This is a genomic window from Corynebacterium sp. p3-SID1761 (assembly GCF_055862885.1).
On the sequence record NZ_JBSQBJ010000002.1, the window covers coordinates 111,826 to 135,586 of the forward strand.

The window sequence follows — 23,761 nt, forward strand, 5'->3', positions numbered from 1 at the left end:
AAAGGTACAACCTATGCCACTCACTCCGGCTGATGTGCACAACGTAGCTTTTAGCAAGCCGCCGATCGGCAAGCGTGGTTACAACGAGGACGAGGTCGACCAGTTCCTGGATCTCGTGGAGGACACTCTTGCGGAACTGCAGGATGAGAACTCCGACCTCAAGCTGAAGGTCGAGCAGCTGGAGTCTGGCTCTGCCAAGGGTGCCGGTGCCGCAGGTGCCGCGAGCGCCGCCGGAGCCGCAGGTGTCTCTAAGGTTGACGAGGCAGCACTGCGTCGCCAGATCGAGACCGAGCTGCGTGGCAAGTTCGAGTCCGAGTACTCCACCAAGCTGGAGCAGGCTCGTAAGGACGCCCGCGCAGAAGCTGCTGAAGCACAGGCTAAGCTGAGCAGCTCTCAGCCTCAGGGCGCGGATGTAGCACAGCCGAACGCTGCTGAGATCGAGAAGAAGATCAAGGCTGACTACGAAGCAAAGCTTAAGGCTGCCGAGGAGCGCGCTGCGCAGGCTGAGAAGCGCGCAGAAGAGGCAAAGAAACAGGCTCCGGCTCAGGCCGCCGCTGCAGTACCGGCTGGTGCAGCCTCCGGCGATGGCAAGTCCGGCGTCGCAACTGCCGAAACCCACATGCAGGCAGCTCGCGTTCTGTCCCTGGCACAGGAGATGGCAGACCGCCTGACCGGCGATGCTAAGGCCGAGTCTTCTAGCATGCTGGAAGAGGCTCGCGCTACTGCGAAGAAGACCATCGACGATGCGGACTTTAGCTCCAAGAACATCCTGGCAGATGCCCAGAAGCGCTCCGAGGCTCAGCTGTCCGACGCGAAGACCCGTTCCGAGAAGATGCTGGCCGACGCGGAGGAGAAGTCGAGCGCACAGCTGGCCGACGCCAAGCAGAAGTCCGAGGTTATGATCTCCGACGCCACCGCTCAGTCCCAGGCGCAGATCCGCTCCGCACAGGAGAAGGCAAATGCGCTGCAGGAAGACGCAGAACGCAAGCACACCGAGATCATGAACACGGTAAAGAAGCAGCAGGCTACCCTCGAGGCACGCATCGAGGAACTGCGTACCTACGAGCGCGAGTACCGTACCCGCCTGAAGACCTTCCTGGAGTCCCAGCTGGAAGAGCTCAACAGCCGCGGCACCGCTGCACCTGCCGGCTCCATCGAGGTAGAGGGTCAGAACAACTAGTAGCAACTAGTTTTCGTTGACCCCACTAGCCCTTTAAGCCCCAACGCAACCGCCAGGAGGATTTGGAACATGCTTTTCGCAGCCATCCTCCTGGCGGTTGTCGGGTTTATAGCGCTGGTGGTCAGCCTCGCGGTCGGGTCCACCGCCTGGGCCTGGATCTGCGTGGCTGTAGCTGCGCTAGGCGTGGCTCTGTTCATTTACGACCTGATTCGCCACCACAAACGCTAAAACAAGCAAACTGAGACTTGAATCAAAGATCCCCACTTGCGCCGTGTAGGCTGGGATCCGTAACTGAATAGAAAGAAAACCACACGCAATGATCCGACCATCATCGGGGAGCGTTCCTGGAAGAACGGTGTTTTCACCTCACTTCGCTTAGGCGAGGAGGTAGGGATACTCATTAGAACCAGGCGGAGTCGCGGCACGTCACAGCCGTAAGAGAAGAAGTGGGCGGATTACGCCAATCAGGGTGGTACCGCGTTTTAGGCCTTTGTTGGCTCGAAGCGTCCCTGTTTCTATGACATGCTCGTCGGCAGCACCGCTGTGGGCGTCATTAAGAAAAACAGAACAGAAATAGGAACCACCATGAGCGAAGCAACCCCAGCTGGCGGCGCCTACCCGCGCGTCGATATGTCCAACGGCGGCTCGACTGCCTTTCCTGCTCTCGAGGAGAACGTTCTCGAGTACTGGGCCAAGGACGGCACGTTTAATGAATCCGTTTCCGCCCGCGAAGGCAATGAAGAATACGTTTTCTACGATGGCCCGCCCTTTGCCAATGGTCTACCGCACTACGGGCACCTTCTTACCGGCTACGTCAAGGACATCGTGCCGCGCTACCAGACCATGCAGGGCAAGAAGGTCGCTCGCGTTTTCGGCTGGGATTGCCACGGCCTGCCCGCCGAATTGGAGGCGGAAAAGCAGCTAGGCATCAAGGATCGCGCTGGCATCGAAGAGATGGGCATGCGCTCCTTCAACGAGTACTGTGCATCGTCCGTACTGCGTTACACGGATGAATGGAAGGAATACGTCACTCGCCAGGCTCGCTGGGTGGACTTCGACAACGGCTACAAAACGATGGATCCGGGCTTTATGGAATCCGTCATGTGGGCCTTTAAGAACCTCTACGACAAAGGCTTGATCTACCAGGGCTTCCGCGTGCTGCCGTACTCCTGGGCTGAGCACACTCCGCTGTCCAATCAGGAAACCCGCCTAGATGATTCCTACAAGATGCGTCAGGATCCGACTCTGACCGTCACCATGCCGCTGACCGGTGCGAATGCCGGAACTGCTGCTGAAGCTACGCTGGCTGAGCACCCAGAGCTCTCCGACGCATCCGCCATCGCATGGACCACCACCCCGTGGACCCTTCCGTCGAACTCCGCGCTCGCTGTGAACCCTCAGGTTACCTATGCCCTGGTCAAGGTAGGAGAGAAGGGAACCGAGGGCTTCGCTGGCCAGAAACTGGTCCTGGCGGAGGCCCTGCTGGGTGCCTACAGCAAGGAGCTAGGCGAAGACCACGAGGTTCTGGCGACCTTCCCCGGCGAAAAGCTGGTTGGGTTCACCTACAGCCCAGTGTTCGACTACTTCAAGGATCTGCACAATGGCTTCCAGATCCTGAGCGCAGACTATGTCACCACTGAGGACGGAACCGGCGTGGTTCACCAGGCTCCTGCGTTCGGTGAAGACGATATGAACACCTGCCAGAAGGCAGATATCGAGCTGGTCATCCCGGTGGACATGGACGGCAAGTTCACCGCCCAAGTCCCTGACTATGAAGGCCAGCTGGTCTTTGACGCCAACAAGGACATCATTAAGGATCTGAAGGCCGCCGGCCGAGTGCTCCGTCACCAGACGATCGAGCACTCCTACCCGCACTCGTGGCGCTCCGGCGAGCCGCTGATCTACATGGCACTTCCGTCCTGGTTCGTTGAGGTCACGAAGTTCCGCGACCGCATGGTGGAACTGAACCACGAGCAGATCGAGTGGATGCCCTCCCACATTCGCGACGGCCAGTTCGGCAAGTGGCTGGAGGGCGCACGCGATTGGAACATCTCCCGCAACCGTTACTGGGGTGCACCGATTCCGGTGTGGGTCTCCGACTCCGAGGAGTACCCACGCATGGATGTATACGGCTCTTTGGAGGAATTGGAGCGTGACTTCGGCCGTAAGCCAGCCTCCCTGCACCGCCCGGATATTGACGAGCTAACCCGCCCGAACCCGGATGATCCGACGGGCAAGTCCACCATGCGCCGTGTACCGGAGGTACTGGACTGCTGGTTCGAGTCCGGTTCGATGCCCTTCGCACAGAAGCACTACCCGTTCGAGAACAAGGAGTGGTTCGATAGCCATTCCCCGGCGGACTTTATCGTGGAGTACTCCGGACAGACCCGCGGCTGGTTCTACACCATGCACGTGCTGTCTACGGCACTGTTCGACCGGCCGGCGTTCAAGAAGGTCGTCGCACACGGCATCGTGCTGGGTGACGACGGGCTGAAGATGAGTAAGTCCAAGGGCAACTACCCGAACGTCAACGAGGTCTTTGATCGTGACGGTTCGGACGCTATGCGCTGGTTCCTGATGAGCTCGCCGATCCTGCGCGGCGGTAACCTGATCGTCACCGAGCAGGGCATCCGCGAGGGCGTGCGTCAGGCGATGCTGCCGATGTGGAACGCCTACTCCTTCCTGCGCCTCTATGCTTCCCAGCCGGCGCAGTACGATACCTCGTCCACCAACGTGTTGGATCGCTACATTCTGGCGAAGCTGCGTGACACGGTGCAGGGCGTGACCGACGCGCTGAACAACACGGACATTGCCACCGCTTGCGACGAGATTCGCTGGTTCTGTGACGCATTGACTAACTGGTATGTTCGCCGCTCCCGCGACCGCTTCTGGGCGGGCGACACCGTTCACCCCGAGGCCTTCAATACCCTCTACACCGTCTTGGAGACGCTGTGCCGCACTGCTGCACCGCTGCTGCCGATGACTACCGAGGTTATTTGGCGCGGCCTGACTGGCGAGCGTTCCGTACACCTTGCGGATTTCCCACAGGCCGATGCGTTGCCGGCTGATGCCGAGCTGGTAGCTGCAATGGATGCTGTTCGCGCCGTTAGCTCCGCTACGAGCTCCCTGCGTAAGGCACACAAGCTGCGTAACCGCCTGCCATTGCCCAAGCTGACCGTAGCGCTGCCCAATGCCAACGCGTTGGAGGACTTCACGCAGATCATCGCCGACGAGGTGAACGTCAAGCAGGTGGAGCTCACCGAGGACGTAGCGAAAGTCGGCAGCTTCGATGTTGTCGTGAACGCCCGTGTGGCTGGCCCACGCCTGGGCAAGGATGTCCAGCGTGTGATCAAGGCAGTGAAGTCCGGCAACTACACCGTCGACGATGCTGGTGTTGTCGCTGCGGATGGCATTGAGCTGCAGGATGGGGAGTTCACCCGCAAGCTCGTCGCCGCTGACCCGGAGCACACTGCCGAGGTTTCCGGCCAAGACGGCTTGGTGGTTCTGGACACTCAGACCACCCCGGAGCTGGAAGCCGAAGGCTGGGCCGCTGACCGCGTGCGCGGCGTGCAGGAAGCCCGCAAGGCTGCCGATCTGCAGGTAAGCGACCGGATCCACCTGACCCTTTCCGTGCCTGCAGACAAGGAAGAGTGGGCCCGCACCCACACGGACACCATCGGCAAGGAGGTGCTGGCCACGGACGTGAAGATCGTCGTCGGCGAGCAGCTTAGCCACGACGTCGCCGACGGTTGCTCGGCTGACATCACGGTGGCGTCATAAAGAAATAGGCCCACAGGGTACGCACATGCGCTGGGTAGCTCACATCGACATGGACGCATTCTTTGCCTCCGTCGAGCAGCTCACCCGGCCCACTCTGCGCGGTCGTCCGGTACTCGTCGGCGGGCTGGGCGGGCGCGGGGTCGTGGCAGGCGCATCCTATGAAGCGCGAGCCTACGGCGCCCGCTCTGCAATGCCGATGGGTCAGGCCGTGCGCCTATGCAACCATCGCGCGGTGGTGGTGCTTCCGCGAAAGGAGGTATATACCACCGCCTCGCGACGCATTTTCCAAGTTATCCGTGCCCACGCCGGGGTAGTGGAGCAGCTCTCCGTGGACGAGGGCTTTGCCGAACCCCAGGGGCTTGGCAGTGTAGCCGAGGCCCGCGCGTGGGCGGAAAAACTACAGGCCAGGGTGGAGGAAGAAACCGGCCTGCCTGCGTCCGTCGGCATGGCGGCCACGAAGCTGGATGCAAAAATGGCCAGTGACCTAGCGAAACCCCATGGAGTATTTGTGGTGCCGCCAGAGCAACGCATGGAGATCTTCGCGAACCGACCTGTAGGCGACATATGGGGCATCGGCAAAGTTGCGCAGGGGAAGCTGCACACCATGGGGATCGAAACGATCGGCCAATTTGTAGTCGCCGACGTAGAGGATATTCGAGGTGCCTTAGGATCCGTCGGCGCAGAGATGCAACGCATGGCCGCCGGGGATGATCCGCGGCCCGTGGCACCCCGCGCGCCCGCCAAGCAGGTCAGCGCTGAAAGAACATTGCAGACCGATGCGCGAACTACTGCCGAAGCCATGCGCGTACTCCACGAGACCGCGCAAGCTATGCACCGCCGTTTGCTTAAAGACGGCCGTGCTGCCCGCACCGTGACGGTCAAGACCCGCACCACGGACTTCCAACTGCACACGAAGTCCGCCGGTTTGCCAGCGCCGACAGAGGATTTCGATAAAATCTTTGCCCTCGCCCAGCGTCTCATGCCGCGTCCGGAGGAAGCTGGTGCCTTTCGCCTCGTCGGAGTGAGCGTATCCGGACTTGTCGCCGATCGTCAGGAGCTACTCTTCCCCGAACTCGACGGTCCACCCCTACCTATTGTCGCTGATCAGCCTACTGATTCTGGTGTTGCTGCCTTTACTGATGACGCCATCACGGTTCATCCGGCCTGGCATGCCACACAGGATGTATCGCACGTGGAGTACGGCCACGGATGGGTGCAGGGAGCCGGCAACGGGGTGGTTAGCGTACGCTTCGAAACCGCTGCGACCGGGCCGGGGAAGACCCGCACCTTCCGCATCGACGATCCAGACCTTAGCCCTGCTGATCCGCTGGATAGTCTGGGGTGGGATCTCAGCGACCTGATGGAGGAGTAGCAGCAAGCTCGTATAGGAGCTCGATACGTGCCTGGCTGGGTCGCAATGCGCCTCCACTTCGGAGGCCATCTCGCGCCAGCTGCGCTCCGCCGCCGGTGCCGCCATAAACGAAGGAAACCCCTCCCGTGGGCACGCGACTGCATACCACCACAGGCAGGTCGGCGCGGTTCAGCGCACGTCGACTGGCGCGCCAGGTCGTCAGCTCTTCAGCCACGGCGGTGGGAATATTGCCCGACCCCATTGCAGCCAACACCAGACCATCTACAGTGCCCCCTTTTCTATCCCGTTCGTGCAAGGCGCGGAGGAGCTGGCCGTCATCACCTGCGAAGGTAGTGATGATGGGCACGAACAGACCGGCAATCCGCGGAGGATTCGGTGCGTCGGAGGACTTAAAAGGACGTGATGCTGAATCCTCCGCCACGTTGGAATCCGCCAGAGCATTGCGGAAGGCAGTATCCGCAGTGGTGTGGGCCTTATAGGCCCCACGAGCGGCAACGATGGAGTCACCAAAGACTATATGAACACCCGGATCGAGTTCCCCAGTGGCCAGCGCAGCTAACGCGCGGGAAAGGTTGGCCGGGCCGTCCGGTGTGGCGTCATCACCTGGGCGCTGAGCGCCCGTAAACACGACGGGGCACGGCAGTTGTAGTGCGCATGCAGCGGCGACGGCGGATTCCTCCATTGTGTCCGTGCCGTGCAGCACCACAATGCCGATTGGGGCAGGGGAGCAGAAGCTTGCGATGTGGCCGATGAGCTCATCGATTTGGGGGAGGGTGATCGAGCTGGAATCGATGCTCATGATGTCGTGTGCGACGGGCTCGACCCCCTGGGGAATATGAGCTTGACCAACGATATCCGAGCAGGCCAGCGACGGTACAAGATCGCCGTCAGGGGAGTGGGTGCAGCTGATGGTGCCACCGGTGCCGAGGATGGGAATCTGTGGACGATTTCGCGAGGCGCTGGAAGTCATGTGCCTAATGTACGCGACGCCTAGGCGTGCCTCATTGGGGGCGTTGATCAAGGGCTGTTAAAGCGAATGGAGTTGTGCAGGAATACTTGCATGATTAACATGCAAGTATTCCTGCACGATCCAAGGAGGTTCCATGTCCCCTCGCAAGTATCACCACCCAGAGACTGATGAAATCACCCTGGCCAGGGTGCTGGCCGCCTTGAGTGACCCCACGCGTCTCGAAATGATTCGTCGTCTGGCTGACGGGCGCGAGCACGATAGTCTCGAGCTTGCGGACGACTTGCCGCGGTCGACACTGACGTACCACACCCGAATGTTGCGGGAGGCAGGGGTTACATGGACCAGAGGTGAAGGTCGCGCATGTCTAATCCGAATGAGGAGTGAGGACCTCGATCGCTTATTCCCCGGTCTTCTTTCTGCTGTAGTGGCCAATGCTGTCCCTGAGGAGGGACAGGCATGATGGGGCGCCTCTGGCCGTTTGTAATGGGCAGCGTTGCGCTCGGGCTAGACGCCTATGTCGTCGCGGGACTCCTTCCCCCTATCGCCACATCTTTGGATGCGCGCGAGGCCACTGTCGGCCTGGGAGTAGCGGCATTCACAGGGGCATATGCGATAGCAGGACCTTTACTGGCCGGACATGCGGGGAGGCGGTCACGCCAGAGTCTAATTGTGTGCTTGCTGGTCTTCACCGTGGCAAACCTGGCCACGGCGCTCTCACCGTCTATTGCGTTTTTCCTAGCCACCCGAGTGGTGGCTGGCGCAGCTGCGGGCGTGTATTCACCGCTGTCATCCGCAGTTGCGGCGGAGATCGCAGGGGAAGCGCATCGCGGACGTGCATTGGCGCTAGTTCTTGCAGGTTTGGCGGTCGGTACCGTATTTGGCGTCCCAACCGGTCTGGCGTTAGCACAGCACTGGGGGTGGCGAGCCGCCGTACTTTTGATCGCAGCTATTGGTGGTGCCGCACTAGCGGGAACTGCTCTGCGCGGAACTGAACTGCCAGCGATCCCCGCTTCGGGTGCCCGCGAGCGCCTGCGATCAATTGCGCGACCCAAGAACTTACTCACGGTCACCGTTACTCTGCTGACTGGTGTCGCTTCTTTGGGGCTTTACACGTACATGACCGTGATCTTGTCAGCGGGAAGCTTCGCGTCCCACCAGACTCTTGCGATCTGGGTGTGGGGCGTTGGGGGAGCGGTGGGAGCATTAGGTATTGGCCGACTTATGGACCGACGCGATCCACTGCGCCTGAGCGTGCTCATTCTCGTGCTCCTCACCTGTGCGCTGCTTGGCACGACGCAAGGTCAGACCGCCTGGATCATGATCGCGAGCTTGTTTGTCTGGGGAATGTGCGGATGGGCATCGCTCGCGCCCCAGCAGCATATCTTGCTGCAGACGAACCCGACCGACGGTGCCACGGCTGTGGCTGCAAATGCTTCCGCTAACTACTTGGGATCCGCACTGGGGGCTATCTTCGGGTCGCTACTCGTTGCTGTACACGCGACGCCGACCGTTCTCTGTGCTTCCGCGGCGGGCGTAGCTTTGATGGCGTTAGTTTGTCAGATTGCTCGGCAACGCATGAACGCCACAGAATAGTTGTGAAGGCGAAGGTACAGGGATACTCTTCCAGCAAAATACACAACTGAGACTCCGATTCGCCCATGGGATGGGCCAATCCGTTGGTGCGCGTATCGAAATCAGGCAGAGCGCCGCGGTGAACTCAATGACTGGCTACGCTAGCGCAAGTCACACGAATAACATCTGCAACAGCATGGCTTGTATAGTCGACAATTAGTTCCCCTTTTATTTGAGGGTTGTACCGCTGACTACACACTTTTATCAGCGTCACATAGTCCATCCATGTCCAATCATGTCTATCCATGTCTATCCAATGAAGGAGCATTTTCGTGCGTTCTACCCTGCGCAACTCTCGCGGTAAAAAAGTCTTTGCTCGCGCAACGGCCATCTCTGCCGTCTTGGCCGCCGGGCTGACCCTGTCGGCTTGCGGCAATGACGACGATTCCTCCGACAAGGCCTCTTCAGCATCCAGCTCTCAAGCTTCCAGTGGCGCTGAGTCCTCCGGTGCAGCGCAGGATGAAACCCCGACCGTTCAGGAGCTGGCGGACGTGCTGAACCGCGCGGTTGACCCGAACGTACCGACTGACCAAAAGGTGGACACGGTCGTCAACGGCGACAAAGCACCGGAACTTTTTGACGCCCTGACGAAGTCCCGCACCGAGTCCAATGCGACCCTCGAGGTGGTAGAGCCCGTGCTGCCGAGCCTGAACCCCGGCAACGTGAACGCCACCGTAAACCTCACCGTGCCCGGCCAGGAACCGCACGTCGTGAGCGACGTTGAGTTTGTCAACGAAGACGGAAAGTGGAAGCTGGACCAGGGCTGGGCCTGCACCCTGGTGGAAAACGTCCTGCCGGATCAGGTGCCGCCGATGTGTAAAGAGGTCTAAGTTAGCTGCAACCAGCTATAGCTAGACGCTTTTACTTTTTCGCCGGCTTCCACTCTGACTTCGATGTGGTGGTTTGCACCACGCGAGCCGGAGAGTCGTCACGGCCATAGGTGATCTCGGTCGTGACGTTGATATGACCCCGAGTGGGCAGCACCTTATTTAAGTCCAATGCAATCTGACCGGTGGACTTGGTGTTTGATTTCAGAACCTTTAGATCGGTCTGCGCAAGCGTGGATACCGCCGGGCGACGCTGCACATCGACCTTCAAAGTAACCGACTGCCCTTGGCGTTCCAGCAGGGTATAGGTGATGGTCTGCGACATGGAAATGTCGCCATCCACACGGTTGGAGACCGTCCACTTTGCGCCCACGCCCACTGGCTCGGCGGGGAAGATTAGCGGGTAGTCGTTCATCTGACTCAACGCTGATTCCACGCTGGCTCGAGCCGTCTGGCTCGCACCATCGGGAGCAGTGTAGCTGCGAGAGGTCGTGCGACCATCGACCTCCTGTGCCGCGTGCATCTTAAAGCCCTCGGCGGTGGCGATGTCCTCGTTCTTTTTGTCATTCGTGCCGCTAGGGGCGCCCACGGTAACGTCCGTTTCGCGACCCTTGCCATCCGTCGTCACCTCGGCCGACAAGGGCAGATCCATCGTTACCTCGTCGTATTCCAGTTCGGCGACATCCGGCTGCTCGTCTTGGGGCACCGTGGCGCTAGTACTCGGCTCCTTTTCGGAGCGGTTCTCAGATTCCTTTTTCGCCCCCAGCGTGTGCTGTGCGAAACCTTGGGTGGCTCGGAAAGTGACCTCTTGGTTGCCCTCTTGTGAGAACCATGCAATTGGTTCCTGCGGTGTAGAACCACGGTTTTGTAGTTCTACCTTGACACCCGGCACGGCCACGTCAGCCGGTTTAGATTGCGGCTGCTCAGAGTCGGAGCATCCAACGGCCGCGAAGGCCAGGCCTATGGCGCTGCATATAGCCAGCGCGGACTTGCTAGAAATACCCACAAGTTCACAGCGTAACAGGCGGACATTAGACTGAATAAGCGTGACTTCGAAACGCGCATCTTTCGCAGCCTTGACCCTGATGTTCGGGATCATCGCCGTCGACCAGATCACCAAATGGGCGGTCGTCGAGAATCTCGAGCCACAGCGGGCATACCCCGTCCTTGGGGAGTTCTTTCGCCTCTACTTGGTGCGCAATCCTGGCGCTGCATTTTCCATGGGAACCAGCGCCACAATCGTCTTTTCATTCTTTCAACTGGCTGCCTTTATCGCTTGCATAATTTTGGCACTGCGCACCCGTTTCATGGCAGGAGCGCTACCCATTGGCCTGATCGGCGGCGGTGCGGCCGGCAACCTCATCGACCGTATCTTCCGGGAGCCTGGGGGAATGCACGGGCACGTGGTGGACTTTCTGTCTTTCGGCAGCTTTGCCATCTTTAACGTTGCCGACGCCGCCATCACCGTCGGCGTGGCGTGCTATCTGATCTATGCATTTTTTATCGAACCGGCGAATCATGTGAAATCCGAGCGCGAAGTGAAAGAAGGTAATGACGCCGCAGGTAACCAGGATCCGGAGAGCGAAGAGGTGAGCCGATGACGCGGGAGAACCGAGTAATGCCCGTGCCCGATGGGCTGGCCGGATTGCGCGTGGATTCCGGCCTATCCAAACTCCTTGGGCTGAGCCGTACCGTGGTAGCGGAGCTCGCAGCTGACGGAGATATTCTGCAGGATCAGCAACCGGTGGGGAAGTCGGACCGGTTAGTGGCCGGGGCCTGGTTGGACGTCACCTTGCCAGCCCCTCCAAGGGATCTAGCTGCAGAGCCTGCCCGCCACGTTGAAGGCATGGAAATCCTCTATTCCGATGAGGACGTCATCGTGGTCGATAAGCCGGTGGGGGTGGCAGCGCACCCCACCGTCGGTTGGGAAGGCCCAACGGTAACTTCCGGTTTGGCCGCGGCGGGTTTTCGCATTTCCACCTCTGGACCACCGGAGCGCAAAGGAATTGTTCAACGCCTGGACGTCGGTACTTCTGGGGTGATGGTTGTCGCCGCCAGCGAGCGCGCTTACACCGTGTTGAAGAATGCCTTTCGCGATCGAGAAGTGTCCAAGACCTATCACGCTCTGGTACAGGGACACCCGGATCCGACGTCCGGCACTATTGATGCGCCGATCGGCCGTCACCCATCAGCCGGGTGGCGTTTCAGCGTGCGCGAGGATGGCAAGCATGCCATTACGCACTACGACACTCTGGAGGCGCACCGTCAGGCGAGCTTGCTGGAAGTAAAGCTGCAGACTGGGCGCACTCACCAGATCCGCGTTCACTTTTCCGCTTTGCACCACCCCCTGTGCGGCGACCCGATGTATGGCAGCGATCCGAAACTATCCGAAAGACTGGGGCTTACTCGCCAGTGGCTCCACGCCGTGGAACTGGGATTTCCGCACCCGGATGGAACGTGGAAGACTGTGCGCTCGCCTTACCCACAGGATTTGCAGCAGGCCCTCGACCGGCTCCGCGATGCCAACGGCATCGCCTCGCCCACCAGCGGGGAGGGACAGCATTCGTGAGTGACCCGCAGCGGTATCGGGGGCGCAACCCCCAACAGCTGAAGGCGAATAAAAAGCGGCAGCGTCAGTTGGATTGGGAAGACACCCGCCGACCCGCCTGGGTGGCGTGGCTGTCTGGGGTATGTCTTATTGCGATGGGATGTGGCGTCATCGCCATGAGCACCTCCGACCTGACCTCCGCACCGCCGAATATCAACGGTGATCAACTCGGCCCCTTTGAAGGAACACCGGCGCAATATCGAGACTTTGCGCACAGTCAGTTAGAACAGATGGCTGGTGATGAACCGCGTTGGGCGCTGGTTTCCCCCGACCCGCAGCACCCGTGGGATGCCCGGGAAGTAATCGAACTAGTGAAAGGCATCGATGCGCGGGTGAGTACCCTTTACTTCGGTGCAACTGCGCAGGCGGTTCTACCGGAACCTGCGGTGGGGCGTACCCGTGCCGATGTGATCAATCAAGCGATGTCACATATTGCCCGCGGTGCACAGACTCAGCCCGAGAAACTGCGTATCGATGGGGTGCTGGTACATGCCACGCCTGACCAGCTGCGCGAGCTGGCCACGCGTGCGTATGCCGTGGAACCCGCCGCGCCGGACGCGGCGTATGGGCGCATTGGAATCCGACCTATGGGAGTGAGATAGATGATTTGGGGCTTGGCGGCCTACCTGATGTGGGGGTTGTTCCCCGCGTTCTTCCCTCTGCTACAACCGGCAAGCCCCACGGAGATTCTGGCGCACCGCTTTGTGTGGACGCTGGTGTTCATGCTTCTGCTGCTCGCCGCTGTGCGCGGACTGAAGCAAATGCGGACTATTACTGGCCGCCAGTGGGCGATCGTGACTGCGGCAGCACTGCTAATCAGCGTGAACTGGGGGCTGTACATCTATGCAGTGAACAATGACCACGTTGCCGATGCCGCCCTCGGGTACTTCATCAACCCGCTGGTCAGCGTGTTGCTGGGTGTGATCGTCCTGCGAGAGAGGCTACGCCGCCTGCAGCTGGTGTCCGTCGGCATCGCGACTCTCGCCGTCGTCGTTCTTACCGTGGCGCTGGGTTCGCCGCCAATCATTTCTTTGGGATTGGCGTTTAGCTTCGGCTTCTATGGGCTTGTTAAAAAGCAGGTGAGGTTGACGCCCACTCAGTCCCTTACCGCCGAGACTCTTGTCCTGGCGCCGGTAGGACTGATCTACTTGTGGTTCCTACAGTCCCAGGGCAGCAATACTTTCGTCCAATTCGGTGTCGGCCATGCACTGCTGCTAGTAACGGCCGGTGTAGTGACAGCCCTGCCTCTACTGTGCTTTGCTCGAGCCGCCCAAGAGCTTTCGCTGACCAGCTTGGGAATGATTCAATACATCACTCCCGTGCTGCAGATGCTTTGGGCAGTGTTCGTCACCCACGAACACATCGCACCTGCCCGGTGGGTGGGCTTCATATTGATCTGGATAGCGGTGATTGTGTTCATCGTCGACCTGCTGCGCAACCGCCCGCCACGGGTACGGCGGGTAAAGAAACTCGGCGGGCAGTCGGCAGAGGCAGCGGACTAGCACGGGAAAACTAGGCCAGTCCGAATACTCGATCCACCATGGCATTTCTGAACATGCCCTGAGGGTCCACCTGGGCGCGAACCTCGCACGCGCGTGCCAGGTCTTCATGCCTTTCGAGAAGATCCTCGTGGGTAAGAGTATGCAGTTTGCCCCAGTGCGGACGCCCACCATTCACAGCCTTGAAAATCGGCTCGATATGGCGGAACAGCGCCTGGTGGCTGTCCTTGTTATAGCGGTGGATGGCGATGTAGCAGGATTCGCGGCCTTTAGCGGTGGACAGTGGCACCTCGTCGGCGGCAGTCGCCCGCACTTCGATGGGGAAGAGCACCTGCTCGCCACAGGTGTTCATGGTGTGCTGAACCTCTTTAAGCACCTCCGTGGCGTCGGAAAGCGGCACCGAGTACTCCATCTCGTTGAAACGCACCCGTCGAGAACTGACGAAAACATCGTGAGCTACGTTCGAGTACTCGCGCTGCGCGAGAGTCTTCGCGCTCAGCTTTGCAAAAGGCCTGCTGAGGGAAGGGAAGTAGTGCGCCAGGTCGTTCATCACTCGGTAGGCACCGTTGTTGAGCATCTCGTCGTCCAGTACCTCCTTCCAACGCGGAACAGGCTGGGTGGGAGCGTGGCCAGGCAGGCGGGTATTCGTCTTGACGTGGGCAACATCGGTGCCGGGGAACCAATAGAACTCCAGGTGATCCTTTTCACGAACCCGATCTGCGAAATTCTCCACGATCTGTGCATTGGGCTCGGCGCGCTCTACTGCGTGGAGGACGAAGGTATCCACCACATCCAGTTCAACCTCCGTGATGATGCCATACGCGCCCAAGGAAACGCGCGCAATATCGTAGAGTTCGCCCGCAATACCTTCGGCTCCGGGGTAGCACTCGTGAGCCTGGCCATCTGGGGTGATGATGCGGAAAGCCCGCAGCATTCCGGCGAAGCCGGTGAAGCCCAGACCCGTGCCATGGGTGCTGGTGCCGATCGCACCCGCCAGGGACTGCGGATCCACGTCGCCCTGGTTAGCCAATGCCACTCCCAGCGGGGCCAGGATGCCGGGCACATCCCGTAGGCGCGTGCCGGCGCGCAGGCGTGCCGTCATTTTCTCAGGGTCGAAGCGGATCAATCCGGCCAGGTGGTCCAGGCTCACTTGGATGCCCTCTGTGGCCGCGACGGAGGTGAAAGAGTGCCCAGCGCCAATGGGCTTCACCCTTTCGCCGGAGGCTGCGGCGCGTTGAATAAGCTCGATCAACTCCGCCTCGTCACGCGGGGCTACCTGCTTGCGCGGCTGAGCCGTGGTGACCTTGGACCAGTTGATCCACCGGGTGTTGTAGACGGGCTTACGGGTTTTAACGGTGCTCATTAGACAAAACTCTTTCCTTCGCCGCGGTAAGTGGGCCACTCCGCGATGATTTCGCCAGCCGAGACGACCAGCACGCTATCGATGTATTCAGTTGCTTCGCCAGCCTTTGCATGACGCATCCAAACGTGGTCGCCTAGCCGCAGGTTGCGGGCGGCGGGGCCAGTCAGCGGGGTTTGCACCTCGCCCGGCCCTTCGAGTGGAGCCATCTTCAGATCACGCGGCCAGTCGACGACGGGGAGGCGATCCTTTCCGGGAGGGCCAGAGGCGATGCGGCCACCACCGGCCACCGTCACCGTTTCCTCGGCTGGGCGGCGCACCACCGGCACCACGAACCATTCGGCCGGGGTGGGCTGGAACTGGCGGTAGTGGTCGAACAAAGCTGGGCCGATAATGCCGGACCCCGCGCCGATCTCAGTGATCGCGGCTTCCGCACTGGTGGTTTCGATCGAGCCGGTACCGCCACCGTTGACGAACTCCAGGGCTGGCAGGCCAGCAACACGCAATTCCTCTTCGACCGCGGCGACGATGTTCGCGCGGCGACGCGCCAATTCGCGAACAGACAGTGCCTTCATTGCAGCGATGGCTGGGGAAGTGTCAGTAGTGCCGGCAATCTGTCCCTCATAGGCCATCAGCCCCACCAGTCGGAAACCTTCCCGTTGACGCAGATGCCGTACCACGGCGCGCACCTCGTCCACCGTGTGCAAGGGGGAACGCAGAGCTCCAATGTGAACGGGGCCGGCGCGCAATGCGGCGTCAATATCAATACAGATCCGAACTACCCCGCGCTCGTTGGGTGGCATCACGGCGTCAATAAGATCCAGGTGAGCGACAGAATCAACCATGAGGGTCACGTTTTCAAGAGCGCGTGCATTGTGAATCAGGCGATGCAGCGCCTCGCGGTGAGCAGAGGGGTAGGCGACCAAAATATCGTCGCTGACCTGCTCGTCACTTAGCCACAGAGCTTCGTTGAGGTTATAGGCCAGCACACCGCGGTATCCGGGAAGGGTGAGGACTTCCGAGATTAGCGAGCGGATGCGTAGAGACTTGCTGGCCACCCGAATCGGGGTGCCGCGAGAACGGTGCGCCATGTCTAGCGCATTGGCCCTAGCAGCATCCAGATCCAGCACTGCAAAGGGAGCGTCCAGGTGCGCCACTGCGAGGCGGGTATCTTTGTTCATGGAAAGTAACTGTAACGGGCAAGCGAACCCGATGTGCCGAAAAATGCGATTTTTAGGACACGCTATGATGGCGAACCATGAGCGGTTCCTCCTTTGTCCACCTGCATAACCACACCGAATATTCCATGCTTGACGGCATGGCCAAGGTTGATCTTCTGGCTCAAGAGGCGGTGCGGCAGGGGATGCCTGCGGTGGGGATGACCGACCACGGAAACATGTATGGAGCAGACGCTTTTTACCGCGCCATGACCGCCGCGGGGATAAAGCCCATCATCGGCATTGAGGCGTATATCGCACCGGAATCTCGCTTTAATCAGCAGCGCGTGCGATGGGGCAAGCCAGAGCAGAAGTCGGACGATGTTTCGGCTTCCGGCGCCTATCTGCACCAAACGATGATTGCGGAGAACGCTACGGGGTTGCGCAATCTTTTCTACCTGTCGTCGATGGCCAGCTACGAGGGGCAGCTGGGTAAGTGGCCGCGCATGGACGCCGAACTGATTTCCCAACACTCCGAGGGCATCATCGCCACCACCGGCTGCCCGTCTGGTGATGTGCAAACGCGCCTGCGCCTGGGGCAGTTCGACAAGGCCCTGGAAGCTGCGGCGATGTGGCAGGACATCTACGGTAAGGAAAACTTCTTCCTGGAGCTGATGGATCACGGGCTCGAGATCGAAAAGCGGGTGCGTGACGACCTGCTGGAGATCGGCCGCAAGCTTGAGCTGCCGCCGCTGGTGACCAACGACTGCCACTATGTGTTGGAGCAGCAGGCTCCTGCCCACGAAGTGATGCTGTGTGTGCAGACCGGTTCGACCCTGGACGAGCCGACCTTGGATCAGGGCGGCAAGCGCTTTGCCTTTTCCGGCACCGGCTATTACTTGCGCACCGCCGAGGATATTCGTGCGCAGTGGGATAAAGAGGTACCCAAGGGCTGCGACAATACCCTCTGGGTTGCCGAGCGTGTGCAGGACTACTCCGAGATTTGGGAGGAGCACCCGCACGACCGTATGCCTATCGCCGACGTGCCTGAGGGGCACACTCCGACGACATGGTTGACCCACGAAGTGATGAAGGGCCTGGAGGAGCGTTTCCCCGGCCGCGAAGTACCCGCCGAGTACATCGACCGCGCCAAGTACGAAATTGGCGTGATCGATATGAAGGGCTACCCCTCATATTTCCTTATTGTTGCCGAGCTGATTAAGCATGCCCGGTCTGTGGGTATCCGCGTCGGTCCGGGACGTGGTTCCGCAGCCGGTGCACTGGTGGCCTACGCGCTGACGATCACGAACATCGATCCGATGGAGCACGGTCTGCTGTTCGAGCGCTTCTTGAACCCCGAGCGTCCGTCCGCACCCGATATCGATATCGACTTCGACGATCGCCGACGTGGTGAGATGATTCGCTATGCCTCTGATCGCTGGGGCGAGGACAAAATTGCCCAGGTGATCACGTTCGGCACAGTGAAGACGAAACAGGCTATTAAGGATTCCGCCCGCGCCCATTATGGTCAGGCGGGTTTCCAAATGGCAGATCGGATCACCAAGGCTCTGCCGCCGGCGATTATGGCTAAGGACATTCCTCTCCACGGCATTACCGATCCGGAGCACGAGCGTTATCCCGAGGCCGCGGAAGTCCGCCAGTTGATCGAGACCGATCCGGATGTAGCGAAGATTTACAAGGATGCTCTCGGCCTAGAAGGCGTGATTCGCCAGGCTGGTGTGCACGCCTGTGCGGTGATTATGTCCAGCGTGCCACTGCTGGATTGCATTCCCATGTGGAAACGCAAGCAGGACGGCGCATTGATCACGGGCTGGCCGTACCCCGCCTGTGAGGCCATCGGGCTGCTGAAGATGGACTTCCTGGGCTTGCGTAACCTCACCGTTATTGGTGACGCCCTCGATAACATTAAGGCCAACCGCGACTTCGAGCTGGACCTGGAAAACCTCGACACGGTGGATGACCCCACCTACGAACTGCTGGCTCGAGGCGAGACACTGGGTGTGTTCCAGCTGGACTCGGCGGGTATGCAGAAGCTACTGAAGCGCATGCGACCCACCGGCTTTAATGACATCGTCGCCGCATTGGCACTGTACCGACCTGGCCCTATGGGTGTGGACGCGCACTGGGAGTACGCCGACCGCAAGAATGGCCGCAAACCCATCGTGCCGATTCACCCTGAGCTGGAAGATGCGCTAAAGGAAATTCTGGAAGAAACCTATGGCCTGATCGTGTACCAGGAGCAGATCATGAAGATCTCCCAAAAGGTCGCGAACTACACCGCGGGTCAGGCCGATGGCTTCCGTAAGGCCATGGGTAAGAAGAAACCGGAGGTGCTCGAAAAGGAATTCGTCACCTTCGAATCCGGAATGAAGGAAAATGGCTATTCCTCCGATGCGATTAAGACGCTGTGGGATACGATCCTGCCCTTCGCCGGCTATGCGTTTAACAAGTCCCACGCCGCGGGCTATGGTCTCGTTTCCTTCTGGACCGCCTACCTGAAGGCCAACTATGCGCCGGAGTACATGGCCGCACTCTTGACCTCCGTGGCCGACAAGAAAGACAAGTCCGCTATCTACCTGGCCGACTGCCGCCACCTGGGTATTCGAGTGCTGTCCCCCGATGTCAATGACTCGCGTTACACTTTCCAATCCGTCGGCGAGGATATTCGCTTCGGACTGGGTGCCGTGCGCAACGTGGGCGAAGACGTGGTGAACTCCATCATTGCCTCCCGTGAGGAAAAGGGCGCCTTCAAGGACTTCTCTGACTACCTGGACAAGATCGACCTCCCCGCAGCAAATAAGCGCGTAACCGAGTCCCTGATCAAGGCCGGTGCTTTCGATTCCCTGGGGCATCCGCGCAAGGGACTAGTACTGGTGCACGAGGATGCGGTGGACGCCGTAACCGCCACCAAGAAGGCCGCAGCCAAGGGACAATTCGACCTCTTTGCCGGACTTGGCGGCGATGACGATGCAGGTGATGTCTTCCGCGTCGAGGTGCCCGACCAGAAGTGGGAGCGAAAGCACGAACTGGCATTGGAACGCGACATGCTGGGGCTCTACGTCTCTGGCCACCCACTCGATGGCTTCGAGGAAGCCCTGGACGCCCAGATTGATACGCCCCTGACCACTGTCTTGTCCGGGGAAGTTCCGAACAACAAGGATCTCAAGATCGGCGGCATTATTTCGTCCGTGGAACGTCGCATCGACCGCAACGGCAATCCGTGGGCAATCGCCACCGTGGAAGATCAACACGGCGCGCAGGTGGAACTGTTGGTCTTCCCGAAGACCTATCAGATGGTGGCCCCGCAGATCGTCGAGGACAACATCGTCCTAGTGAAGGCGAAGATCAATTATCGAGAAGACGACATGCGGCTGTTCTGTCAGGATCTTAAGTCCGCTGAGCTCACCGTCGGCGCCGGCTCCGGAGTGCCCCTGCGCCTCAACATTCGCGTGGATCAGGCAACCCCCGACAACATGGCCAACCTGCGCCGGGTTCTAAGCCAGAACAAGGGCGATTCAGATGTCTACCTCACCCTTATCGACGGCGAACAGGAAGTGCAGTTCCTGCTGGGGCCGGAAATGCGCGTCAATAAATCCCCATCCTTGATGGGGGCACTCAAAGCGTCGACGTGGGAGGGAATTTTCTCGTAGCTCCTCGCGCCGAGTACGTTGCCGAGCATAAACCCCGCAGAGCTGTCACGATAGAGAAGACACACCTACATGCGCGTCCTCTGGCTAGGCTGCGCATCTTTCCAGGAGATGCCTTTTCATCATGCAGGTCAACAAGCAAGCGGTTCTAGAAACCATCGAGGAACTCCTCGACGACCTCGATAACCAGACATTGCACTGGTACTCAGAGATCCGAGCTACCACACCCACCCACTATGTCGGCGCCCGCAACCTCGTGCACTATATGACGCTGCGTGCCCACGACCGCCGAGGGGTGCAAGGCAACTTGGAAAGCCTGGGTGCTACGCGCCTGTCCACCGCGGAGCCTGCGGTGAAGGCACGTCTGCAGGCAGCGCACAACGTGGTCTCTGCCCTGGATGGTTGCTCGCCGCAGTTCGACGAGGAAGATGTAGCCGACGCCATCGTGGGGGCAGATGAACTTCTCGAGCAACACACGGAAGCTCTCTTCGGCCCGCGGGTTTTGCCGGGGGATTCCTCGCGCATCATGGTCACCCTGCCCGCCGAGGCTGCCTTTGACGAAGATCTAGCGGCTCGCCTTGTGAGATCCGGTATGGAGATCGCGCGCATCAACTGTGCTCACGATGGGCCGGACGTGTGGAAGCGAATGATCGATAACGTCCGCACCGCCGCCAAGGCCGCAGGGCGGGAAATCCCTATCAGCATGGATCTAGCCGGACCGAAAATCCGGACTGGGCGTATCGCGCCGGGGCCTGCGGTGGTGCGTGTACGCGTGCAGCGCGACGACGCGGGCACGGTAATTCACCCCTGCCGGTTGTGGATGATCCCAGAGGATCAGGAGCTGGAACCGGCACCCATGGCGGCCACCACTGAAGGGCGGCCGATCGTGAGCGTGCACGTTTCTCGGGAGTTCTTTGATTCCCTTGCCGTGGACGACGTAATCCATGTCGTTGACGCACGCGGCAAGCGGCGGAAACTCGGCGTCACAAAGAAAGACGGGGCATCCGGCGGCAGCGAAGGGGCGCTGGCAGAGGGACAGCAGAATATCTACCTGCAGCTTGGGGCGGAGCTGCGGACGGACACGGCGACAACCACGGTGCGTTCGGTGCCGCCAACGATTCAGAAGCTTCGCCCGTTGACCGGGGATCGATTGATCCTGACCAGCGCCGATGTGGTCTGTAACCCGCAAGACGGGGGAGTTCCCACTATCAGCTGTACCTTGCCGGAAGCGGTACAGGCCCTCGAGGTGGGCCAGCAGGTGCTCTTCGACGATGGGGCAATTGCGGCGCAGGTCGTGGAGACCCGAGATATGGCTGGCACAGCAGAAGCTGAGCTGGAGATCACCCGTGGCGGAGCAAAACTAGCCGAGTACAAAGGCATCAATCTGCCCGATACGGAATTGCCTTTGCCGAGCCTGACCGAGGAGGACGAGGCCGCGCTGGCCTTCGTCGCAGAGCATGCGGATATCGCGGCAGTGAGCTTCATCCGTACCCGCGAAGACGTCGCCTACGTGTTGGAAAAGTTCCGCGATCTGGGGGCCGACGACCTGGGGCTGGTGCTGAAGATTGAAACGATCCCGGCGTTTGAAAACCTAGCGCCCATCTTGCTGGAGGGCATGCGGCACGCGAGGTTCGGTGTGATGCTCGCGCGTGGCGACCTAGCCGTGGAATTGGGATTCTCCCGCATGGCAGAGGTTCCGGGGCAGGTGCTGGCGATGGTGGAGGCAGCGCATGTGCCGCTGATTATCGGCACTCAAGTGCTGGAATCCATGGCGAAGTCGGGCCTACCGACGCGCGCGGAGATCACCGACGTCGCTTTCGCCCTGCGCGCCGAATGCATCATGCTGAACAAGGGGCCACACATACCGGATGCAATTGGAATCCTGCGGGAAATCGGTGCGAAGATGGACCGCTCGCAGCGCAAGAACCGCATGCTGCTGCACCGGGTGCGCAGCTGGCGTTAGCTATTCTGCGGTGTAGCGAGCCTCCCATGGCCCCAGCCCCAGTGCCTCTTGTGGCTCGTCGCTCAAGTTCACGGTGACCTTCACTAGAGACTCCGGTGCTTGGTAAGTCAGCTGGATCCAGCGGCCCTGTGCTTCGGCCGTATCCACGCTGATCGGTGACACTGTCGGGTTTGTTCCCGCCAGCTTCTCTGTCACCGGCTCTTCGGCATCCGCCCACCAGCTCACGTCCAGCAACTCGGCCTCAGCCAGGCGGTGAGTACGCCGGAACTCCAAAAGCTCGGTGTAGCCCCGCAAAACTTCTGCGTGCGGGGCATCGTTGCGCTCGGCCCAGTTCAGCACGCTAGAGCGGAAGGTCTCTTCGGCGGCTGGGTTTGGCACGTCCTTTGGGTTCCAACCGGCACGGGCAAACTCGCGCATACGGCCTTCCCGAGTCGCCTGGTTCAGTTCCTCATTCTCGTGATCAACGAAGAACGCGAACGGGGTAGAGGCGCCCCACTCTTCGCCCATAAACAGCATCGGGGTGAAAGGACTCGTCAGTACGAGGGTGGCCTTGGCCAGTTGTTGAGAGACGGTGAGGTTCATGCTTGGCCTATCACCCGCGGCGCGGTTACCCGTCTGGTCATGGGTAGTCGTGTATGTCACAAAGCGCCATGTTTGTGGATCCGTCACCGGCCTGCCATGAGTGCGCCCGCGGAAAGAACTAAAGCGGCCATCGTGCCAAAACACCCGCTGGAACGTAGTAGCCAGTACCTCGAGCGTCCCGAAGTCCGAGTAGTAGGCATGATCCTCGCCGGAGACGACGGTGTGGATCGCATGGTGAATATCATCGTTCCACTGCGCCACCTTGTATCCCTCGGTGTACACGGGATCATTCTGGTCGGTTTCGGCAATGATCCAACTCGGCTCCGCAGCGTCGCGGATCTGCTCGATGATGCTCACCGCGCCCGTATCATCCAAAGCGTGCACCGCATCCAGGCGCAGGCCGTCGATGCCGAATTCCTGGGTCCACAGTCGTACGGCCTCTAGGATGTATGCGCGCACCTCGTCGGAATCTCTGCCTTGCAGATTCACCACATCACCCCAGCCGGTGGAACCGCCAGCGGTGTAGGGGCCGAACACTCCGGTGTAGTTCCCGTCCGGGCCGAAGTGGTTGTACACCACGTCCAAAACCACGGCCAGGTCGCGGTCGTGGGCGGCGTCAATAAGCCTTAACAGTCCGTCCGGCCCGCCGTAGACATCCGTGACCGCATGCCACATCACGCCGTCGTAGCCCCAGTTACGCTTGCCACCGAATGGTTGCACAGGCATGAGCTCGATAGCGGTGACGCCCACAGCTTTGAGTTCATCGAGTTTGTCAATGGCAGCGTCGAACGTACCTGCCTCGGTGAATGTGCCGACGTGCAGCTCGTAGAGAACCTCACCCTGAAGCGGGCGCCCCAGCGGGCGGCGTGGACTATCGATCTGCCACACCTCTGATAAACCGTGGATGCCATCGGGTTGGCGCCTGGAACGCGGGTCGGGGAAGACTGGCGAACCGTCGACGGAAAAGCCATAGCGATCGCCAGCAGCGGCAGGCACATCGGCATGGAACCAGTCATCGGTTCCGCGCGTCATCGGCAATCGCTGTTCGGAATCGTGCTCGGATTCGGTACCTGATTGTGCTGGTCGGAGGACTAGATCTACGTTTTCGGCCAGGGGAGCCCACACGGAATACATGCGTCCTACCCTAGCTGCGATAATGGGAG

The 23,761-nt window shown here is 60.2% G+C and carries 18 protein-coding genes; 13 read left to right on the forward strand and 5 right to left on the reverse strand.

Features of this window, described 5'->3' with window-relative positions; genetic code table 11:
- Nucleotides 1-13: 13 nt before the first annotated feature.
- The 4 genes from ACWXWJ_RS02380 (at nucleotide 14) to ACWXWJ_RS02395 (ending at nucleotide 6,332) form a co-directional block, all read left to right on the forward strand.
- Nucleotides 14-1,180 (forward strand): DivIVA domain-containing protein, encoded by a 1,167-nt coding sequence (locus ACWXWJ_RS02380; RefSeq protein ID WP_473963436.1) that lies wholly within the window; start codon nucleotides 14-16, stop codon nucleotides 1,178-1,180.
- A 69-nt stretch (nucleotides 1,181-1,249) separates the two neighbouring features.
- Entirely contained in the window at nucleotides 1,250-1,408 is a 159-nt protein-coding gene (locus ACWXWJ_RS02385) for a hypothetical protein (RefSeq protein ID WP_473963437.1), read from the forward strand.
- A 357-nt stretch (nucleotides 1,409-1,765) separates the two neighbouring features.
- Nucleotides 1,766-4,960 carry an isoleucine--tRNA ligase gene (gene ileS, locus ACWXWJ_RS02390; RefSeq protein WP_473963438.1) on the forward strand — a complete coding sequence of 1,065 codons (3,195 nt, stop codon included), beginning with the start codon at nucleotides 1,766-1,768 and terminating at the stop codon, nucleotides 4,958-4,960.
- Between the two features lie 25 nt (nucleotides 4,961-4,985).
- Entirely contained in the window at nucleotides 4,986-6,332 is a 1,347-nt protein-coding gene (locus tag ACWXWJ_RS02395) for a DNA polymerase IV (protein ID WP_473963439.1), read from the forward strand.
- Here ACWXWJ_RS02395 and ACWXWJ_RS02400 read toward each other — a convergent pair.
- Nucleotides 6,310-7,302 carry an asparaginase gene (locus ACWXWJ_RS02400; RefSeq protein WP_473963440.1) on the reverse strand — a complete coding sequence of 331 codons (993 nt, stop codon included), beginning with the start codon at nucleotides 7,300-7,302 and terminating at the stop codon, nucleotides 6,310-6,312. The genes ACWXWJ_RS02395 and ACWXWJ_RS02400 overlap by 23 nt on opposite strands.
- A 133-nt stretch (nucleotides 7,303-7,435) precedes the next feature.
- On the opposite strand from ACWXWJ_RS02400, the gene ACWXWJ_RS02405 reads away from it, so the two are divergent.
- The 3 genes from ACWXWJ_RS02405 to ACWXWJ_RS02415 all read left to right on the forward strand — a co-directional run bounded on the left by ACWXWJ_RS02405 (nucleotide 7,436) and on the right by ACWXWJ_RS02415 (nucleotide 9,764).
- A complete protein-coding gene (locus tag ACWXWJ_RS02405) occupies nucleotides 7,436-7,762 on the forward strand; it encodes an ArsR/SmtB family transcription factor (RefSeq protein ID WP_293791321.1) in 327 nt (108 codons plus the stop codon).
- Nucleotides 7,759-8,895 carry an MFS transporter gene (locus ACWXWJ_RS02410; protein WP_473963441.1) on the forward strand — a complete coding sequence of 379 codons (1,137 nt, stop codon included), beginning with the start codon at nucleotides 7,759-7,761 and terminating at the stop codon, nucleotides 8,893-8,895. The genes ACWXWJ_RS02405 and ACWXWJ_RS02410 overlap by 4 nt, the downstream gene beginning before the upstream one ends.
- A 311-nt stretch (nucleotides 8,896-9,206) precedes the next feature.
- Nucleotides 9,207-9,764 (forward strand): WKL family lipoprotein, encoded by a 558-nt coding sequence (locus ACWXWJ_RS02415; RefSeq protein WP_473963442.1) that lies wholly within the window; start codon nucleotides 9,207-9,209, stop codon nucleotides 9,762-9,764.
- Between the two features lie 31 nt (nucleotides 9,765-9,795).
- Here ACWXWJ_RS02415 and ACWXWJ_RS02420 read toward each other — a convergent pair whose 3' ends face one another.
- Entirely contained in the window at nucleotides 9,796-10,767 is a 972-nt protein-coding gene (locus ACWXWJ_RS02420) for a DUF6263 family protein (RefSeq protein WP_293791318.1), read from the reverse strand.
- 40 nt (nucleotides 10,768-10,807) lie between these two features.
- On the opposite strand from ACWXWJ_RS02420, the gene lspA reads away from it, so the two are divergent.
- From lspA to rarD, 4 genes are read left to right on the forward strand one after another with little or no spacing between them, the layout of a single operon-like run.
- Entirely contained in the window at nucleotides 10,808-11,362 is a 555-nt protein-coding gene (gene lspA / locus ACWXWJ_RS02425; RefSeq protein WP_473963443.1) for a signal peptidase II, read from the forward strand.
- Nucleotides 11,359-12,330: an RluA family pseudouridine synthase gene (locus ACWXWJ_RS02430; protein WP_473963444.1), complete on the forward strand. Its 972-nt coding sequence runs from the start codon at nucleotides 11,359-11,361 to the stop codon at nucleotides 12,328-12,330. Before lspA ends, ACWXWJ_RS02430 begins: the two co-directional genes overlap by 4 nt.
- On the forward strand, nucleotides 12,327-12,971 hold the full coding sequence (locus ACWXWJ_RS02435; RefSeq protein ID WP_473963445.1) for a hypothetical protein: 645 nt from the start codon (nucleotides 12,327-12,329) through the stop codon (nucleotides 12,969-12,971). Before ACWXWJ_RS02430 ends, ACWXWJ_RS02435 begins: the two co-directional genes overlap by 4 nt.
- Nucleotides 12,972-13,871 carry an EamA family transporter RarD gene (rarD, locus tag ACWXWJ_RS02440; RefSeq protein ID WP_293791313.1) on the forward strand — a complete coding sequence of 300 codons (900 nt, stop codon included), beginning with the start codon at nucleotides 12,972-12,974 and terminating at the stop codon, nucleotides 13,869-13,871.
- A 10-nt stretch (nucleotides 13,872-13,881) separates the two neighbouring features.
- Here rarD and ACWXWJ_RS02445 read toward each other — a convergent pair whose 3' ends face one another.
- On the reverse strand, nucleotides 13,882-15,231 hold the full coding sequence (locus tag ACWXWJ_RS02445; protein ID WP_473963446.1) for a D-arabinono-1,4-lactone oxidase: 1,350 nt from the start codon (nucleotides 15,229-15,231) through the stop codon (nucleotides 13,882-13,884).
- Complete coding sequence (locus ACWXWJ_RS02450) at nucleotides 15,231-16,409, reverse strand: amino acid deaminase/aldolase (RefSeq protein ID WP_293791309.1); 1,179 nt, start codon at nucleotides 16,407-16,409, stop codon at nucleotides 15,231-15,233. Before ACWXWJ_RS02450 ends, ACWXWJ_RS02445 begins: the two co-directional genes overlap by 1 nt.
- Before the next feature lie 77 nt (nucleotides 16,410-16,486).
- Here ACWXWJ_RS02450 and dnaE point away from each other — a divergent pair, with 77 nt between their 5' ends.
- Both dnaE and ACWXWJ_RS02460 read left to right on the forward strand, forming a co-directional pair.
- A complete protein-coding gene (gene dnaE / locus ACWXWJ_RS02455) occupies nucleotides 16,487-20,056 on the forward strand; it encodes a DNA polymerase III subunit alpha (RefSeq protein WP_473963447.1) in 3,570 nt (1,189 codons plus the stop codon).
- Between the two features lie 121 nt (nucleotides 20,057-20,177).
- Entirely contained in the window at nucleotides 20,178-22,016 is a 1,839-nt protein-coding gene (locus tag ACWXWJ_RS02460) for a pyruvate kinase (RefSeq protein WP_473963448.1), read from the forward strand.
- On the opposite strand, the gene treZ is transcribed toward ACWXWJ_RS02460, so the two are convergent.
- Nucleotides 22,017-23,732 carry a malto-oligosyltrehalose trehalohydrolase gene (gene treZ, locus ACWXWJ_RS02465; protein WP_473963449.1) on the reverse strand — a complete coding sequence of 572 codons (1,716 nt, stop codon included), beginning with the start codon at nucleotides 23,730-23,732 and terminating at the stop codon, nucleotides 22,017-22,019.
- Between the last annotated feature and the right edge of the window lie 29 nt (nucleotides 23,733-23,761).